The 17653-nt window shown below is 71.1% G+C and carries 11 protein-coding genes; 2 read left to right on the forward strand and 9 right to left on the reverse strand.

Features of this window, described 5'->3' with window-relative positions; genetic code table 11:
* Positions 1 to 296: 296 nt before the first annotated feature.
* The 9 genes from ACWD4P_RS35220 to eccD all read right to left on the reverse strand — a co-directional run bounded on the left by ACWD4P_RS35220 (position 297) and on the right by eccD (position 11331).
* A complete protein-coding gene (locus tag ACWD4P_RS35220; protein ID WP_359824317.1) occupies positions 297 to 1982 on the reverse strand; it encodes a ribonuclease J in 1686 nt (561 codons plus the stop codon).
* Positions 1983 to 2151: 169 nt separating this feature from the next.
* A complete protein-coding gene (gene dapA / locus ACWD4P_RS35225; protein ID WP_359824314.1) occupies positions 2152 to 3051 on the reverse strand; it encodes a 4-hydroxy-tetrahydrodipicolinate synthase in 900 nt (299 codons plus the stop codon).
* 215 nt (positions 3052 to 3266) lie between these two features.
* Entirely contained in the window at positions 3267 to 3998 is a 732-nt protein-coding gene (thyX, locus tag ACWD4P_RS35230; protein ID WP_359824312.1) for an FAD-dependent thymidylate synthase, read from the reverse strand.
* Positions 3995 to 4453, reverse strand: coding sequence for a hypothetical protein (locus ACWD4P_RS35235; RefSeq protein WP_449782433.1), 459 nt, complete (start codon positions 4451 to 4453; stop codon positions 3995 to 3997). Before ACWD4P_RS35235 ends, thyX begins: the two co-directional genes overlap by 4 nt.
* Before the next feature lie 25 nt (positions 4454 to 4478).
* Positions 4479 to 5225, reverse strand: coding sequence for a 4-hydroxy-tetrahydrodipicolinate reductase (gene dapB / locus ACWD4P_RS35240; RefSeq protein ID WP_359824307.1), 747 nt, complete (start codon positions 5223 to 5225; stop codon positions 4479 to 4481).
* Between the two features lie 33 nt (positions 5226 to 5258).
* Complete coding sequence (locus ACWD4P_RS35245) at positions 5259 to 6590, reverse strand: M16 family metallopeptidase (protein WP_359824319.1); 1332 nt, start codon at positions 6588 to 6590, stop codon at positions 5259 to 5261.
* A 141-nt stretch (positions 6591 to 6731) separates the two neighbouring features.
* A complete protein-coding gene (locus ACWD4P_RS35250; protein ID WP_359824304.1) occupies positions 6732 to 8939 on the reverse strand; it encodes a polyribonucleotide nucleotidyltransferase in 2208 nt (735 codons plus the stop codon).
* A 454-nt stretch (positions 8940 to 9393) separates the two neighbouring features.
* Positions 9394 to 9684, reverse strand: a complete 291-nt coding sequence (gene rpsO / locus ACWD4P_RS35255; RefSeq protein ID WP_031072625.1) for a 30S ribosomal protein S15 — start codon at positions 9682 to 9684, stop codon at positions 9394 to 9396.
* Between the two features lie 189 nt (positions 9685 to 9873).
* A complete protein-coding gene (gene eccD / locus ACWD4P_RS35260) occupies positions 9874 to 11331 on the reverse strand; it encodes a type VII secretion integral membrane protein EccD (protein ID WP_449782434.1) in 1458 nt (485 codons plus the stop codon).
* Positions 11332 to 11692: 361 nt separating this feature from the next.
* Here eccD and eccCa point away from each other — a divergent pair, with 361 nt between their 5' ends.
* Together eccCa and ACWD4P_RS35270 are read left to right on the forward strand one after the other, a co-directional pair.
* The gene (gene eccCa, locus ACWD4P_RS35265) at positions 11693 to 15637 is read left to right on the forward strand and encodes a type VII secretion protein EccCa (RefSeq protein WP_449782435.1); all 3945 of its coding nucleotides are present in this window, start codon (positions 11693 to 11695) and stop codon (positions 15635 to 15637) included.
* Between the two features lie 467 nt (positions 15638 to 16104).
* Complete coding sequence (locus tag ACWD4P_RS35270; protein WP_359824295.1) at positions 16105 to 17511, forward strand: APC family permease; 1407 nt, start codon at positions 16105 to 16107, stop codon at positions 17509 to 17511.
* Positions 17512 to 17653 lie beyond the last annotated feature (142 nt).

Raw genomic sequence — 17653 nt, forward strand, 5'->3', positions numbered from 1 at the left:
AAGGAACGGACGCTTCCTTCGGACCGCCTTCCAGCGGACCCTCCGGGCTTCGTTCTTTCGTGTTTCCAGCTTATCAGATGTTTTCCGCTCCGTTTTCCGGAGTTTCATTCATCCGATTCGCTTTCGCCTTTCGGCGCTCCCGAACTCTACCAGAGTCATTCGGTCCGTTTTCCCCGGTTGTTCTCGAATTCAGATTCGAGCGCGTTTCCGAGGGGCCGTCCCGTGGGGCAACCTGGAGAACATTACGCACCGGGTCGCCCCACGTCAAACCGGCCTCAGCCGGTGTTGAGCGAGCGTCAGACCTCGACCACGACCGGCAGGATCATCGGCCGGCGGCGGTAGTTGTCCGCGACCCACTTGCCGATGGTCCGGCGGACGAGCTGCTGCACCTGACGGGGCTCCAGCACGCCGTCGCTCGCCGAGCGGTCCAGCGCCTCCTGGAGCTTGGCGACGACCGGGCCGAACGCGTTGTCGTCGATGCCGGAGCCGCGGGCCTGGATGGTCGGACCGCCGACGATCTTGCCGTTGGCCGAGTCGACCGCGACGAAGACCGAGATGAAGCCCTCCTCGCCGAGGATCCTGCGGTCCTTGAGCGAGGCCTCGCTGATGTCGCCGACCGAGGAGCCGTCCACGTAGACGTAGCCCGCCTGCACCTTGCCGGCGATCCGGGCGACGCCCTTCTCCAAGTCGACGCAGACGCCGTCCTCGGCGATGACCACGCGGTTGCGCGGCACACCGGTGGCGATGCCCAGCTCGGCGGCCGCGCGCAGGTGGCGCCACTCGCCGTGGACCGGCATCAGGTTGCGCGGCTTGCAGATGTTGAAGAAGTAGAGCAGCTCGCCGGCCGAGGCGTGGCCGGAGACGTGCACCTTGGCGTTGCCCTTGTGCACGACCTTGGCGCCCCAGCGGGTCAGGCCGTTGATCACCCGGTAGACGGCGTTCTCGTTGCCCGGGATGAGCGAGGAGGCCAGGACGACGGTGTCGCCCTCGACGATGCGGATCTGGTGGTCGCGGTTGGCCATCCGGGACAGCGCGGCCATCGGCTCGCCCTGCGAACCGGTGCAGATCAGCACGACCTCCTTGTCCGGCAGGTCGTCCAGCTGCTTGACGTCCACGACCATGTTGCCGGGGACCTTCAGGTAGCCGAGGTCCCGGGCGATGCCCATGTTGCGGACCATCGAGCGGCCGACGAAGGCGACCTTGCGCTTGTACTCGTGGGCGGCGTCCAGGACCTGCTGGATGCGGTGCACGTGGCTCGCGAAGGAGGCCACGATGATGCGCTTGTCCGCGTTCGCGAAGACGTTCCGCAGCGCCGCCGAGATGTCCCGCTCGTGCGGGATGAAGCCGGGGACCTCGGCGTTGGTGGAGTCCACCAGCAGCAGGTCCATGCCCTCCTCCGCCAGCTTGGCGAAGGTCGGCAGGTCGGTCAGGCGGCCGTCCAGCGGCAGCTGGTCCATCTTGAAGTCGCCGGTGGCCACGACCATGCCGGCGGGGGTGCGGACCGCCACGGCCAGGGCGTCCGGGATGGAGTGGTTGACCGCGATGAACTCGCAGTCGAAGGGGCCGATGCGCTCGCGCTGGCCCTCCTTGACCTCCAGCACGTACGGCCGGATGCGGTGCTCGGCGAGCTTGGCCTCGATCAGCGCCAGGGTCAGCTTGGAGCCGATCAGCGGGATGTCCGGGTTCTCCCGCAGGAGGAAGGGGACGGCGCCGATGTGGTCCTCGTGCCCGTGGGTGAGGACGATGCCGTCGACCTTGTCGAGGCGGTCCCGGATGTAGCTGAAGTCCGGGAGGATCAGGTCCACGCCGGGCTGCTCGTCCTCGGGGAAGAGGACGCCGCAGTCGATGATCAGGATGCGGTCGCCGTACTCGAGGACCGTCATGTTGCGGCCGATCTCGCCGAGGCCGCCGAGCGGTGTGATGCGGAGGGCGCCCTCCTTCAGTGCCGGGGGCGCGCCGAGCTCGGGGTGCGGGTGGCTCAAAAGACTCTCCTCACGACGCACGCCATATGCCCGGGGTCCTCCCCCGGAGACATATGGCGTGCGTACTCAGTGTCGTTTTCCTACTGGGTCTGTGCTCTCGCGCCTTCGGTCCGGTCCAGCGGCGGACCCGGGGAGGTCCGGCGAGCCGGGGCGCGCACGTCCGTGTCTGTTAAAGGTGTACCCCGCCGGCGGCGAGATCCTGCTTCAATCGCTCGATCTCCTCCGGCGTCGCGCCGACCAGCGGCAGGCGCAGCGGTCCGGCCGGCAGGCCCTGGAGTTCCAGTGCGGCCTTGCCGAGGATCACGCCCTGGGTGCGGAACATACCGCTGAACACCGGCAGCAGGCGCTGGTGGATGCTGGTGGCCTTGACCACATCGCCCGCCAGGAAGGCCTCGATCATCGCCCGGAGGTCCCCGGCCACCACGTGCCCGACGACGCTGACCACGCCGACGGCTCCGACGGACAGCAGCGGCAGGTTGAGGATGTCGTCGCCGGAGTACCAGGCGAGGTCGGCGCGGGCGATCGCCCAGGCCGCGGCGCCGAGGTCGCCCTTGGCGTCCTTGTTGGCGACGATCCGCGGGTGCTCGCCGAGGCGGACCAGGGTCTCGTGGCCCAGCGCGACCCCGCTGCGGCCCGGGATGTCGTACAGCATGACCGGCAGCCCGGTCGCGTCGGCGACGGCGACGTTGTGCCGGTACAGGCCCTCCTGCGGGGGCTTGTTGTAGTACGGCGTGACGACCAGCAGGCCGTGCGCCCCGGCCGCCTCCGCCTGCCGGGCCAGCTCGACGCTGTGGTGGGTGTCGTTGGTCCCGACGCCGGCCACCACGTGGGCGCGGTCCCCGACCGCCTCGACCACGGCGCGGATCAGCTGGGCCTTCTCGGCGTCGCTGGTGGTCGGGGACTCACCGGTGGTGCCGTTGACGACGAGGCCGTCGTTGCCGGAGTCCACGAGGTGCGTGGCGAGGCGCTGGGCGCCGTCGAGGTCGAGCGCGCCGTCGGCGGTGAACGGGGTGACCATCGCGGTCAGCACCCGGCCGAACGGCGTCTGGGGGGTGGAGGTCGGAGCCATGCGTCCAAAGCTACTCGTAGGCGGTTGGGGGTCACCCATGCCGGTCCGGTGTTCGGACAGGTGCAGCGCGTCGGCGGCGCGGACGTGGGATTCCGGTGCTGCCCGCTCGGGGGTTCGGGCAGCACCGGAATCCGTGTTCACGAATGTAGGGAGCGACTAGAAAAGCCGCAATCCAGACATGCCAGACACTCTGCCCATATGCCTGTCGTCCCAGGTCAGGGGGCGACTCGGCCGTGCTTCTCGAAGGCCGCATGGGTGAGCGGCATGAGTCGGGCCCACTGCTCCTCCATCTGCTCGGCGACCATCTCGATCTCGCGCTGCGGGAAGGACGGCACCGCCGAGTTCTCCCGCCGGGTGCGCAGCGACAGGAAGTGCATCAGCGAACGCGAGTTGCAGGTCGCGTACATCGAGGAGAACAGGCCCACCGGCAGGACCGCGCGGGCCACCTCCCGGGCCACCCCGGCGGCCAGCATCTCCTGGTAGCGGGTGTAGGACTCGCGGTACGCGGCCTCCATCGCCTCCGTGGTGGTGCGGTGCTGCTCGGGCGTGCCCTCGTGGAACTCGTACTTGCCGGGGCGGCCCTCCTGGACCAGCTTGCGCTCCTCGCCCGGAACGTAGAAGACCGGCTGGAGCTCGCGGTAGCGGCCGGACTCCTCGTTGTACGACCAGCCGCTGCGGTGCCGGTGGAACTCCCGGAACACGAAGATCGGCGCGCTGATGAAGAAGGTCATCGAGTTGTGCTCGAACGGCGTGCCGTGCCGGTCGCGCATCAGGAAGTTGATCAGGCCCTTGGACTTCTCCGGGTCCTGCTGGAGGGCCTCCAGGGACTGCTCGCCCGCGGTCGAGACCCGGGCCGCCCAGATGACGTCCGAGTCGGCGGCGGCGCTGCGGACCAGCTCCACCGTCACGTCGCTGCGGAAGCTGGGGGCCGTCGGTTCGTCGCTCACGCGTTACTCCTTACGGGTTCGGTGCTGTGCAGCTTGATGGCGTGCTGCATGGTCTTGCGGGCGCGCGGGGTGTCGCCAGCGTCGGCGTAGGCCACGGCGAGGCGGAACCAGACCCGCCAGTCGCCCGGGGCGTCCTGTGCCTCGGCCTGGCGGCGGGCGAACACCGCGTCGGCCGAGGCCCGGTCGATCCGCCCGCCCTTGCTGCGTCGGAGCTCGTCCACCGGCAGGCCGCCCTCGGCCTCCAGCTCGCGGGCCAGCCGCTCGCTGTCCCGGCCGAAGCGGACGGTCTGGCGCAGGAACCAGACGCCGATCACCGGGATCACGAAGGCGCAGACGCCCATGCCGATGCCGAGCGGCTTGCCGGTGGCGACCAGCTGGACGCCCTCGCCCACGCAGACCAGGGCGACCAGCAGCAGCACGCCGGACAGGACGAAGAAGCCGGTGCGCGAGGTCATGACGCCCTCCTGGGAATCGACACTGTCACAGGTCCAGGAAGTGTTCGAGGCCGAAGGTCAGCCCCGGCGTCCCGACGACCTTGCGCGCGCCCAGCAGGATGCCCGGCATGAAGCTGCTGTGGTGCAGCGAGTCGTGCCGGATGGTGAGCGTCTCGCCGGTGTCGCCGAACATCACCTGCTGGTGGGCGAGCAGGCCGCGCAGCCGTACCGCGTGCACCGGCACCCCGTCCACGTCGGCGCCGCGCGCGCCGGGCAGGCTGTGGGTGGTCGGGTCCTGCTGCGGCGGCCGGCCAGCCTCGGCCCGGGCGGCGGCGATCAGCTGGGCGGTGCGGGTGGCGGTGCCGCTGGGGGCGTCCGCCTTGCGGTCGTGGTGCAGCTCGACCACCTCGACCGACTCGAAGTACCGGGCGGCGATCTGGGAGAACTTCATGCCGAGGATGGCGCCGACGGAGAAGTTCGGGGCGATCAGCAGGCCGAGCTCCGGGGCCTCGGCCAGCCAGCCGCGGACGGTGGCGAGCCGCTCGTCCGTCCAGCCGGTGGTGCCGGTGACCACGTGGATGCCGTGGTGCAGGCAGTAGTCGAGATTGCCCATCACCGAGTCCGGGTGGGTCAGCTCGACGGCCACCTGGGCCCCGGCCTCGGTCAGCTCCTCGAGCTTCGACCCGCGGCCGAGGGCGGCGACCAGCTCCAGGTCGGGCGCGGCCTCCACGGCCTTGACCGCCTCGGAGCCGATCCGTCCCTTGGCGCCGATCACGGCGACACGCAGCGTCATGGCAAAGTTCCTCTCACCCAGAAAATCAGCAGATCAGACCAGCAGATCGGCGAGCTTGGCGGCCCGCTTGTCGGTGACCGGACCGATCAGGGCGAGCGACGGCCGGTACGCGCCCAGCACATCACGGGCCACCGCGTGGACGTCCTCCAGGGTCACCGACGCGATCCTCTCCAGCATGTCGTCCACCGACAGGTGGTGCCCGTAGCTGAGCTCGGCCTTGCCGATCCGGTTCATCAGCGAGCCGCTGTCCTCCATGCCGAGCACGGTGGAACCGGAGATCTGGCCGATCGCGCGCTGCAGCTCCTCCTCGGTGATGCCCTCCTCGACCACCTTGGCCAGCTCGGCGCGGCAGATCCGCAGCACCTCCTCGACCCGCTTGGGCTGGCAGCCCGCGTAGATGCCGAACAGCCCGCTGTCCGCGTAGGACGAGGAGTACGAGTAGACCGAGTACGCCAGGCCCCGCTTCTCGCGGACCTCCTGGAACAGCCGCGAGCTCATCCCGCCGCCGAGGGCCGCGTTGAGCACGCCCATCGCCCAGCGGCGCTCGTCGTGCCGCGGCACCCCGGGCACGCCCAGCACCAGGTGGGCCTGCTCGGTGGAGCGGTTGAGCACCTCGACCTTGCCGGCCGTGCGCAGCGCCTTGACGCCGCGGCGGGCCTCGGCGGGGGCGGCCGTGGAGGCCTCCAGCACCGCGGCGAAGGCCTGCTCGACCTGCTTGACCACCTTGCGGTGGTCGAGGTTGCCGGCCGCGGCGACCACCAGGTTCTCGGGCCGGTAGCGGCGGCGGTAGAAGCCGGCGATCTGGTCCCGGGTGAGCGTCCTGATCGTCTCCTGGGTGCCGAGGATCGGGCGGCCGAGCGGGCCGCTGCCGAAGATCACCTTGGCGAACAGGTCGTGCACCACGTCGCCCGGGTCGTCCTCGGCCATCGCCATCTCTTCCAGGATGACGCCGCGCTCGGCCTCCACGTCCTCGGGCCGGATCAGCGAGCCGGTGAGCATGTCGCAGACCACGTCGATGGCCAGCGGCAGGTCGGTGTCCAGGACCCGGGCGTAGTAGCAGGTGTTCTCCTTCGCGGTGAAGGCGTTCATCTCGCCGCCGACCGCGTCCAGGGACGCCGAGATGTCCAGCGCGCTGCGCCGCTCGGTGCCCTTGAAGAGCAGGTGCTCCAGGTAGTGGGTGGCGCCGTTGAGCTGCGGGGTCTCGTCCCGCGAGCCGACGCCGACCCAGATGCCGAAGGTCGCGGAGCGAACCGTCGGCAGGGTCTCGGTGACGACCCGAAGGCCGCCGGGGAGGACGGTGCGGCGCACCGTGCCGGCGCCGTCGACGCCCTTGAGCAGGGTCCGGGTCGTGCCGGGACGCTGCATTACCGCCGGGGCCTGCGCCACGGGGGGTACCTCCAGAGGAAACGCACGCGCGGATGGGCACGTACGGACGAACGCGTGGACAACGGGGTGCGGCCCGCACGCCGGGAGGCGTACGGGCCGCGGGGGTCAGCTAGCGGCGCTTCACTCGGAAGCGGCCTCGCCGCCCTCCTCGCCCTCGATGACCGGGATCAGGGAGAGCTTGCCGCGCGGGTCGATCTCGGCGATCTCGACCTGGACCTTGGCGCCGACGCCGAGGACGTCCTCGACGTTCTCGACGCGCTTGCCGCCGGCCAGCTTGCGGATCTGCGAGATGTGCAGCAGGCCGTCCTTGCCCGGCATCAGCGACACGAACGCGCCGAACGTCGTGGTCTTGACCACGGTGCCCAGGTAGCGCTCGCCGACCTCCGGCATGGTCGGGTTGGCGATCTGGTTGATCGTGGTGCGGGCGGCCTCGGCGGCCGGGCCGTCGGCGGCACCGATGTAGATGGTGCCGTCGTCCTCGATCGTGATCTCGGCGCCGGTGTCCTCCTGGATCTGGTTGATCATCTTGCCCTTGGGGCCGATGACCTCACCGATCTTGTCCACCGGGATCTTGATGGTGATGATGCGCGGCGCGTTCGGGGACATCTCGTCGGGCGAGTCGATGGCCTCGTTCATCACGTCGAGGATGTGCAGGCGGGCGTCCTTGGCCTGCTTCAGCGCGGCGGCGAGCACCGACGCCGGGATGCCGTTCAGCTTGGTGTCCAGCTGGAGGGCGGTGATGAAGTTGCGGGTACCGGCGACCTTGAAGTCCATGTCGCCGTACGCGTCCTCGGCGCCGAGGATGTCGGTCAGCGTGACGTAGTGGGTCTCGCCGTCGATCTCCTGGGAGATCAGGCCCATCGCGATGCCCGCGACGGCGGCCTTCAGCGGCACACCGGCGTTCAGCAGCGACATGGTCGAGGCGCAGACCGAGCCCATCGAGGTGGAGCCGTTGGAGCCGAGCGCCTCGGAGACCTGGCGGATGGCGTACGGGAACTCCTCGCGGGTCGGCAGAACCGGCAGCAGGGCGCGCTCGGCGAGCGCGCCGTGGCCGATCTCGCGGCGCTTGGGCGAGCCCACGCGGCCGGTCTCACCGACGGAGTACGGCGGGAAGTTGTAGTTGTGCATGTAGCGGCGGCGCGTCTCCGGGGAGAGCGTGTCCAGCTGCTGCTCCATGCGCAGCATGTTCAGCGTGGTGACACCCAGGATCTGGGTCTCGCCGCGCTCGAACAGGGCCGAGCCGTGCACCCGCGGGATGGCCTCGACCTCGGCGGCCAGGGTGCGGATGTCGGTGACGCCGCGGCCGTCGATGCGGACCTTGTCCGTGATGACGCGCTCGCGGACGATCTTCTTGGTCAGCGCGTTGTAGGCGGCGCTGATCTCCTTCTCGCGGCCCTCGAACTCGGGCAGCAGCTTCTCGGCGGCCAGCGCCTTGACGCGGTCCAGCTCGTTGTTGCGCTCCTGCTTGCCCGCGATGGTCAGGGCCTGGGCGAGCTCGTCCTTGACGGCGGCGGTCAGCGCGGCGAGGACGTCGTCCTGGTAGTCCAGGAAGACCGGGAACTCGCCGGTCGGCTTGGCGGCCTGGGCGGCCAGCTGCGACTGCGCGGCGCACAGGACCTTGATGAACGGCTTCGCGGCGTCCAGGCCGGAGGCGACGATCTCCTCGGTCGGCGCCTCGGCGCCGCCCTCGACCAGCTTGATGGTCTTGTCGGTGGCCTCGGCCTCGACCATCATGATCGCGACGTCGCCGTCCGGCAGGACGCGACCGGCGACGACCATGTCGAAGACGGCCGACTCCAGCTCGCTGTGGGTCGGGAAGGCGACCCACTGGCCGTTGATCAGCGCGACGCGCACGCCACCGATCGGGCCGGAGAACGGCAGGCCCGCCAGCTGGGTGGAGGCGGAGGCGGCGTTGATCGCGACCACGTCGTACAGGTGGTCGGGGTTGAGCGCCATCACGGTGACGACGACCTGGACCTCGTTGCGCAGGCCCTTGACGAAGGACGGGCGCAGCGGGCGGTCGATCAGGCGGCAGGTGAGGATCGCGTCCTCGGAGGGCCGGCCCTCGCGACGGAAGAACGAGCCGGGGATGCGGCCCGCGGCGTACATCCGCTCCTCGACGTCCACGGTCAGCGGGAAGAAGTCGAAGTGCTCCTTCGGCTGCTTGGACGCGCTGGTGGCCGACAGCACCATGGTGTCGTCGTCCAGGTAGGCCACGGCGGAACCGGCGGCCTGACGGGCCAGGCGGCCGGTCTCGAAGCGGATGGTACGGGTGCCGAAGGAACCGTTGTCGATCACGGCCTCGGCGTAGAACACGTTCTCTTCCACCTGGAAGATCTCCTCTTTCGTACGTCTCCGGGAGAGCGTCCCCGCGCATTGCCTGCGGTGGGCCCCGGGCCCTCGCCAAGGAGGGCGGCAGTCGGGCCGGTCTTCGATCGAAGCCCCCGGAGTGCCCCGCTCGGTCTGCGGGGGTTCCGACGGCCACTACCGAGGACCGGCGCCTCACGGCTGCCGGGCCGGGAAGGGCGGTCCGCGTCTGGACGCTCTCTCGGATGCGGGCGGCTTCCGTTTGAAGCCTTCGTCCCGCGGGGGGTTCGGGTCCTTCTGCCCGGGTGGCGCGCTGGTGCGCCATCACCCGGCATGCCCACAACCCTACGGTGCAATCCTCGGCCACCTGGGGAGGTGCGCGCGAGTTGTTATCTGCGGGCGCCGCGGTTCAACCGCCGCGGCATACGCGCGAGGGGCGGCTCCCCGGTGTGGGGAGCCGCCCCGAGCGGCGTTCTCAGCGGGCGCCGCCGGCGGCACCGCGGCGGATGCCCAGGCGGTCGACGAGCGTACGGAAGCGCTCGATGTCCTTCTTGGCCAGGTACTGCAGCAGGCGGCGACGCTGGCCGACCAGGATCAGCAGGCCACGACGCGAGTGGTGGTCGTGCTTGTGGGTCTTGAGGTGCTCGGTCAGGTCCGAGATGCGACGGGAGAGCATGGCCACCTGGACCTCGGGGGAACCGGTGTCGCCCTCCTTCTGGCCGAACTCGGCGAAGATCTGCTTCTTGACGTCAGAGGCGAGAGCCACTGCAACTCCTTCGGGGTCTACCGAGCGGTCCTGGTCGACAGCACAGGACTCATCGAGAACTCGGTGTCGTGAGCGCGGCCGGCGGTCGGCGCCCCTGGGAGCGGACACACGGCTGCACTCGAAGCCCAAGAGTACCCGATGCCGACGCCCCTCCGGCCGGGGAGGCGTCGGCATCACCCCGCAGACGGCTCAGCCGGTGGCGCCGCGGACCAGCCGGTAGACGTCCAGGACGGCGAGCGCCAGCGGGACCAGCGAGATCAGGGTGAGGCTGTCCACCAGGTCCAGGATGCGCCCCCAGAACGGGGAGACCCCGAGCCGCGGCACCACCAGGGCGATCGCGGTGAGCAGCGCGGCACCGAAGGCGATGGAGGCGGTCAGCCAGATGGTGCGCAGGTCGAGCTGGGTGGTGGAGCCGGCCGCCCGCAGGAAGAACTGCGGGGTGTGCAGGGAGAGCCCGATGATCAGCAGGCTCAGGCCGAGCAGGCCGGCCACGGTCAGGCTGAGCACCTGCGCGGTGTAGCGGAACAGCCGGGCGCGCAGCATGGTGGTCAGGCCCAGGGCGAGCGCGAGCAGCTCGGGGAACACCTCGTCGGTGAAGCCGAGGACGGCGCAGGCGCCGACCACGACCGCGGCGCAGCCGCCGACCAGGCCGACCAGCACCTCGTGGCCGCGCCGGGCCTGGTGCGCGATCCGCTCGTACTGGACGGCCTCGGCGCGCTCGGCCTCCTCGTCGTAGTCGCGGCTGCGGGTGCGGGTCTGGCCGGGGGCGCTGAAGCCGACCGGCAGCCGGGCGAAGCGGGCGGAGAGGCCGGGCAGGAAGCCGACCACCGCGACGGCGGCGACGCCGGTGACGGCGGCGATGTGCCCGGCCGGGGTCTCCGGCAACAGGACGGCCGCGAAGGTGGCGAGCGCGCCGGCCGTGGAGACCAGGGCCGCGGCGACGAACACCGCGTCCTTCTCCGGCAGCAGGCCGGCCAGCAGCACGGCGACCACCAGGACGGCGACGCAGCCGGCCAGGAACTGGAGCCGGCCGGGGCCGTCCCCCGGGTGGGCAACGGCGATGAGGCCGCTGCCGCCGATCACGGCGTGCGGCAGCGCGCCGAGGCCGAGCGCGACGGCCGCGTGGGCGTCCTGGTAGACCCGGGCGCGCACCCCGGCGAGCGCGGTGAGCACCACGGCGGTGACGCCGGCCAGGACGCCGGGCAGGCCGTGCATGTCGTGGCGCAGGTCGGAGAACCAGAGCGCGAAGCCGAGCAGGGTGAGCAGCACCCCGGCGCCGATCAGGCCGAAGCCGCGCATCAGCTCGGCGGTCCAGAACCGGCGGTCGGCCTCGACGGCGCTGGCGATCGCGTCGGCGACGTCGTCGTAGACGGCCGGCGGGAGCGACTCGGCGAAGGGGCGCAGCGCCAGCAGGTCGCCGTCGCGGACCTGCTGGGCGGCCAGCGGCAGCCCGCTGTCGAGCACCGTGCCGTCGCGGCGGACCAGGTGGAAGCCGGTGGGGGCGCCGTCGGGCTGGCTCTGGTTGGCCAGGCGCAGCACCTCGGGGTAGACGTCCGCGAGCGGGACGTCCTCGGGCAGGGCGACGTCGATCCGGCGGTCCGGGGCGACGACCGTCACCCGGCAGTAGCCCGTCGCGGCGGTGCTCATGCGCCCACCTCGCTGCGCTCGCCCATGAGGGCCCCCACCTCGATCCTTCGACGCACTTGGCGCTCCCCCTTGTTGACGGTGCCGAGGCTCGGCGGCGCTCGGGTCTTGCTGTGGAACCGGCCCGACGGGGCCGCGAGTTGGCGCGGCGTTACCCTACCCGTTCGGTTCGTGCCCGCTGCCGGTGCGTACCGGGCCCTGACGGGCGGTGCGGGGGCGACCGTTAGGATCGGCGCCTGCGCAAAGGTACGGGGGCTGCGCTGGGTGGGGCGTCCTCAGCCGCCGGATTCCCGTACGGACCGTGCGCACATCGCGTGAGGGCTGATGCCGAAGTGACCGATCGACGCCGCGGGGTGGATGACACATGGGTGTGATCACGGTGAAGCGACCGGCCAGGGCGTATCCGCCCACCGTGCCGGACGAGCCGGTGGAGCTGGTGAGCCCGCCCGAACTGCCCCGGCAGGGCGGCGAGGACTGGCTGATGAGCATCCTGCCGATGCTCGGCATGGGCGGCTCGGCGGTGTTCTTCTTCTCGCCGGGGGCCGCGGCCCCGATGAAGATCATGGGCGGTCTGATGATCGCCTCGACGCTCGGCATGGTGCTGGCGCAGATCGTCCGGGCCCGCAAGGGCGGTTCGACCGCGATGGCGGACGAGCGCCGCGACTACCTGAAGTACCTCCAGCAGACCCGCCGCCAGGTGCGCCGCACGGCTGATCGCCAACGCGGCGCGCTGCTGTACCTGAACCCCGCCCCGGACCAGCTCTGGTCGATCGTCGAGGACGGCCGGCGGCTGTGGGAACGGCGCACCGGGGACGGCGACTTCGCACAGATCCGGGTGGGCCTCGGGCCGGTGCAGCTGTCCACCCCGCTGGTGGCGCCGCAGACCGCGCCGATGGACGAGCTGGAGCCGCTGTCCGCGGCCGCGATGCACTCCTTCCTGAAGGCCCACGGCACTCTCCAGGACCTGCCGCTGGCGGTCTCGCTGCGGGCCTTCTACCACATCACGGTGTGCGGGGACCCGGACTCGGTCTACGGGAACGTGCGCGCGATGATCGCCCAGCTGACCACCCTGCACTCGCCGGACGACCTGATGGTGGCTGTCGCGGCCGCGCCCGGTGCGGCCGAGGAGTGGGAGTGGACCAAGTGGCTCCCGCACAACCAGCACCGCAAGGAGGCGGACGGCGCGGGCTCGCGCCGGCTGTTCGCGTCCGACCTGGGCGACCTGGAGTACCTGCTCCAGGACGAGTTGGCGGGCCGCCAGCGCTTCGTGCGGGAGGTGGCGCCGCCGTCCGACCAGCCGCACCTGGTGGTCGTCATGGACGGCGCCGGGGTGCCGCACGACTCGCTGCTGGCGAGCCCGGAGGGCGTGCAGGGCGTCACGGTCATCGAGGTGGTGCCGGGCGAGGTCGACGAGCCCAGCGGGCACCTGATGGTGACGGTGAGCGCCGAGGAGCTGGTGCTGCGCTCGGCCTCCGGCGCGACGTACACCGGCAAGCCGGACCTGCTCTCGGTGTGGCAGTCCGAGGCGCTGGCACGGCAGTTGGCGCCGTACCGGATCTCGGCCGGCGGGGACGACGAGCCGCTGCTGTCCAACCTCGACTTCACCGACATGATGAGCTCGGGCGACCCGGGCTCCTTCGACGTGGCCCGCAGCTGGCGCCCGCGCGCCCAGCACGAGCGGATGCGGGTGCCGATCGGCGTCGGCGCCAACGGCGAGCACGTCTACCTGGACATCAAGGAGGCCGCGCTGGAGGGCATGGGCCCGCACGGCCTGTGCGTGGGCGCGACCGGTTCCGGCAAGTCGGAGCTGCTGCGCACGCTGGTGCTGGCGCTGGCGATGACCCACACCTCGGAGATCCTCAACTTCGTGCTCGCCGACTTCAAGGGCGGCGCGACCTTCTCCGGCATGGCGGACATGCCGCACACCTCCGCGGTGATCACCAACCTGGAGGGCGAGCTCACCCTGGTCGACCGCATGCGCGACGCGATCGAGGGCGAGCTGCACCGCCGCCAGGAGCTGCTGCGCTCGGCGGGCAACTACGCCAACATCCACGAGTACGAGCGCGCCCGGGCGGCCGGCGCCGCGCTGGACCCGCTGCCCTCGCTGGTCCTGATCATCGACGAGTTCTCCGAACTCCTCACCGCCAAGCCCGACTTCATCGAGATGTTCATCCAGATCGGCCGGATCGGCCGCTCGCTGGGCGTGCACCTGCTGCTGGCCTCCCAGCGTCTGGAGGAGGGCAAGCTGCGCGGCCTGGACACCTACCTGTCGTACCGGATCGGTCTGCGCACCTTCTCGGCCGCGGAGTCCCGGGCGGCGATCGGCGTGCCGGACGCCTACCACCTGCCGCCGGTGCCGGGCGTCGGCTACCTGAAGTTCGGCGAGGACGTGATGGACCGGTTCAAGGCCGCGTACGTCTCGGGGCCGTACCGGGCGCCGGGGCAGCAGCGGTCGACCGGCGGGCGGCGGGTCGCCGCGCGCCCGGTGGAGTTCACCGCCTCCTTCGTGGACCTGCCGGACCCGGTGGAGGAGGAGGTCGCGCCGCGGGCCCCGGAGCAGGACGACGCGCTGGTGGACACCGTGCTCGACGTGTTCGTCCAGCGGATGGCCGGCCAGGGCCCGGCCGCGCACCAGGTGTGGCTGCCGCCGCTGGAGGAGGCGCCCACCATGGACCACCTGCTGCCGCCGCTGCAGGTCGTGCCGGAGCGCGGGCTGACCGCGCCCGGCTATCCGGCGGGCCGGCTGCGGGTGCCGATCGGCGTCGTCGACAAGCCGCGCGAGCAGAAGACGGACATCCTGGAGGTCGACTACGCGGGGGCGGCCGGCCACGGCCTGATCGTGGGCGGCCCGCGCTCCGGCAAGTCGACCGTGGTGCGCACCATGGTGGCCTCGTTCGGCCTCACCCACACCCCGCTGGAGGTGCAGTTCTACCTGCTCGACTTCGGTGCGGGCAGCTTCCAGTCACTGGGCGGGCTGCCGCACGTCGGCGGGGTGGCCGGACGCCTGGACGTGGACAAGGTGCGCCGGATGGTCTCCGAGGTGCACGGGGTGCTCAACCGCCGCGAGGAGCTGTTCCGGGCCGCCGGGATCGACACCATCGCGACCTACCGGGCCCGCCGGGCGGCCGACCGACTGCCGGACGAGCCCTTCGGCGACGTCTTCCTGGTGATCGACGGCTGGAACACCTTCAAGCAGGAGTTCGAGGTCCTGGAGCCGGTGATCGGCGACATCGCCCAGCGCGGCCTCGGCTACGGCGTGCACCTGGTGATCACCGCGGCCCGGTACGCCGAGGTGCGCCCCGCGCTGAAGGACCTGCTGCAGAACCGGACCGAGCTGAAGCTCGGTGACGCGATGGAGTCCGAGGTCGACCGCCGGGTGGCGCAGAACGTCCCGGCGCTGGCCGGGCGCGGCATCACCGCGGAGCGGCTGCACTTCCTGTCCGGCCTGCCCCGCCTGGACGGCTCCTCCTCGGTGGAGGACCTCCAGAACGGCGTGGCCGGGCTGGTGAGCGCCGTCGACGGCGCCTGGACCGGCCCGCGCGCCCCGCAGGTGCGGATGCTTCCCGCCGTGCTGGACGGCACCTCGCTGCCGAAGGGCTTCGAGCACCCGGAGCGCGGCGTCGCCTTCGGCGTGGACGAGGCGGAGCTGGCGCCGGTCTTCGTCAACTTCGAGACCGATCCGCTGTTCATCGTCTTCGGCGACACCGAGTCCGGGAAGTCGGCGGTGCTGCGGATGCTGATCAAGCAGATCACCGAGCGCTACACCCCGGACCAGGCCGGCATCGTGGTCGGCGACTACCGGCGCGCGCTGCTCGGCACCGTACCGCCGGAGTACCTGGTGGAGTACGCGGCCGCGCAGCCGGCCATGGCGGCCATCGTGGACATGCTGCGCGGCGCCTGCTCGCGCCGTCTGCCGGGCCCGGACGTGACCGCCGAGCAGCTGCGCAACCGCAGCTGGTACAGCGGCAAGGACATGTTCGTGATCGTCGACGACTACGAGCTGGTCGCGACGAGCTCGGGCAACCCGCTCGCCCCGCTGGCCGAGTTCCTGCCGTTCGCCCGCGACATCGGCCTGCGGGTGATCGTGGCCCGCAGCGCGGGCGGCGCCGGTCGCTCGCTGTACGAGCCGGTGCTGCAGCGGATGCGCGAGCTCGGCGGCCAGGGCGTGATCCTCTCCGGCAACCGGGACGAGGGCGCGCTGCTGGGGACGGTCAAGCCGCAGGCGCTGCCGCCGGGCCGGGGGGTCTACGTGTCCCGCCGCGTGACCAGCGGGCAGATGGTCCAGACGGGCTGGCTGCCGGTGGCGTAGCCACTCCGGTCGTGACGGACGGTGACAGAAGGGGTCGGACTCGTGGAGTCCGGCCCCTTCGGCGTCCCAGGTGCCGAAACGTTACGTAGATCTTTCCGGGCGGGGGCTGCGGTTCCCGCACCCGGCCGGGGAGTTGCCGGTCGCTCCGGGGGCGCCTGGGCGTGTCGCCGTCCACCCGAAAGACGACCTTCGAATCACGCCCATCCCCGTTTGTTCACCTTCGATTCAATCGCCATGTGGCCGAGGTAACAAGTCAGACAATCCTCGCAATGACCGAACGTGATCATCGGATCGCATGTCTATGCCGTTCACCGCAACGGATTCCGAAGCAGTTCCGACGTTGACGCAATCAATACGCCAAGGTTCCATTGCGGCCAGGGAGCGACTGGAACCGGACACCGAGCAGACAGCCAGCGGAGGCGATACCGCTCCCACTCCAGCACCGCACAGAGCCGATCGGAAGCCACATGACCGACACGCTTCGTCCGCCACAGACCGTAGCCGCCCCGGCGGCCGAGGCGGCCGCGCCCCAGCAGCTCAAGCGCTCGATCGGCGTCGTGGGCGGCACCCTGCTCACGCTGTCCTGCGTCACGCCCGCCTCGACGCTCTTCGTGATCGTGCCGGAGCTGTTCTCCAGCATCGGCAGCGCCACCGCGCTGGCCATCGGCATCGGCACCGTGCTCTGCGTCGCGGTCGCGTTCTGCTACTCCGAGCTCGGCACCCTGATCCCGAGCGCCGGCGGCGAGTACGCGATGGTCGGCACCCTCGCCGGGCGGCTGATGGGCTGGCTGGTCTTCGTGCTCTCGCTGATCGTGGTGATGATCGTCCCCTCGGTCATCGCCCTCGGCACCGCCGACTACCTGGCCCCCGTCCTGCACCTGGACAAGGCCATGACCGGCGCCGCCGTGATGCTCGCCGCCACCCTGGCCGGCCTGCTCGACCTGCGCGCCAACGCCTGGATCACCGGCATCTTCCTGGTGCTGGAGGTCATCGCGGCCGGCGTGGTCTCGGTGCTCGGCTTCGCCCACACCAACAGCGACGCCCCCAGCCTGCTGCACGGCGTGGTCACCGGGGACGGCGGCGCCACCACCACGGTGAGCGTGGGCGCCATCGTCGGCGCGCTCGGCATCGCCCTGTTCATCACCCAGGGCTTCTCCACCGCGGTCTACCTGTCGGAGGAGCTGGAGAACCCCCGCCGCAACGTCTCGCGCACCGTGCTGTGGACGCTCGGCATCTCCTCGGCCATCATCCTGGTCCCGGTCGTCGCCATCACCATGGGCGCCCCCGACCTGCAGACCCTGTCCTCCGGCGACATCTCCGGCATGGTCACCGCCTGGAGCAACTCCGCCGTCGGCACCTTCATCAGCCTCTGCGTCGCGCTGGCCATCATCAACGCCGGCATCGTCATGGTCATCCAGAACTCCCGGGTGCTGTTCGCCTCCGCCCGCGACAAGGCCTGGCCGGAGCCGGTCAACAAGGCCTTCGGCACCCTCGGCCGGTTCGGCTCGCCGTGGATCGCCACCCTGGCGGTCGGCCTGCCGGGCGCCGCGCTCTGCTTCGTCAAGGGCGAGCTGCTGAGCAACATCACCGGCGTCGCCGTCACCGGGATGTACCTGCTGGTCGCGATCGCCGCGCTGCTCTCCCGCCGCGCCCACCACAAGCACGCCGCCGCCTGGCGGATGCCGCTGTGGCCCGCCGTCCCGATCGTGCTGATCGCCGTCCTGGTGTACGTGATGACCAAGCTGGACGCCGAGCCCCTGCTGTGGACCGGCGGCATCACCGCCGCCGCCACCCTCTACTGGCTGTTCTACCTGCGCCCCCGGCAGGACACCCGCTGGGTGATCAGCCTCCCCGAGGACCAGCAGGACGACTGACCCCTCCCCTCCCCCACACAGCGGTGCCCCGGGCCTCCCCCAGCCCGGCTGGCGGTCACGGTGGGGCTGGCCTCGGTGACGGCCTTCGTGCTGGTCGCGGTCGACAGCGACAGCGGGGCGCGGACCGGGATCTCGCTGGCCT

The sequence above is a fragment of the Kitasatospora sp. NPDC002543 genome, from assembly GCF_053594915.1.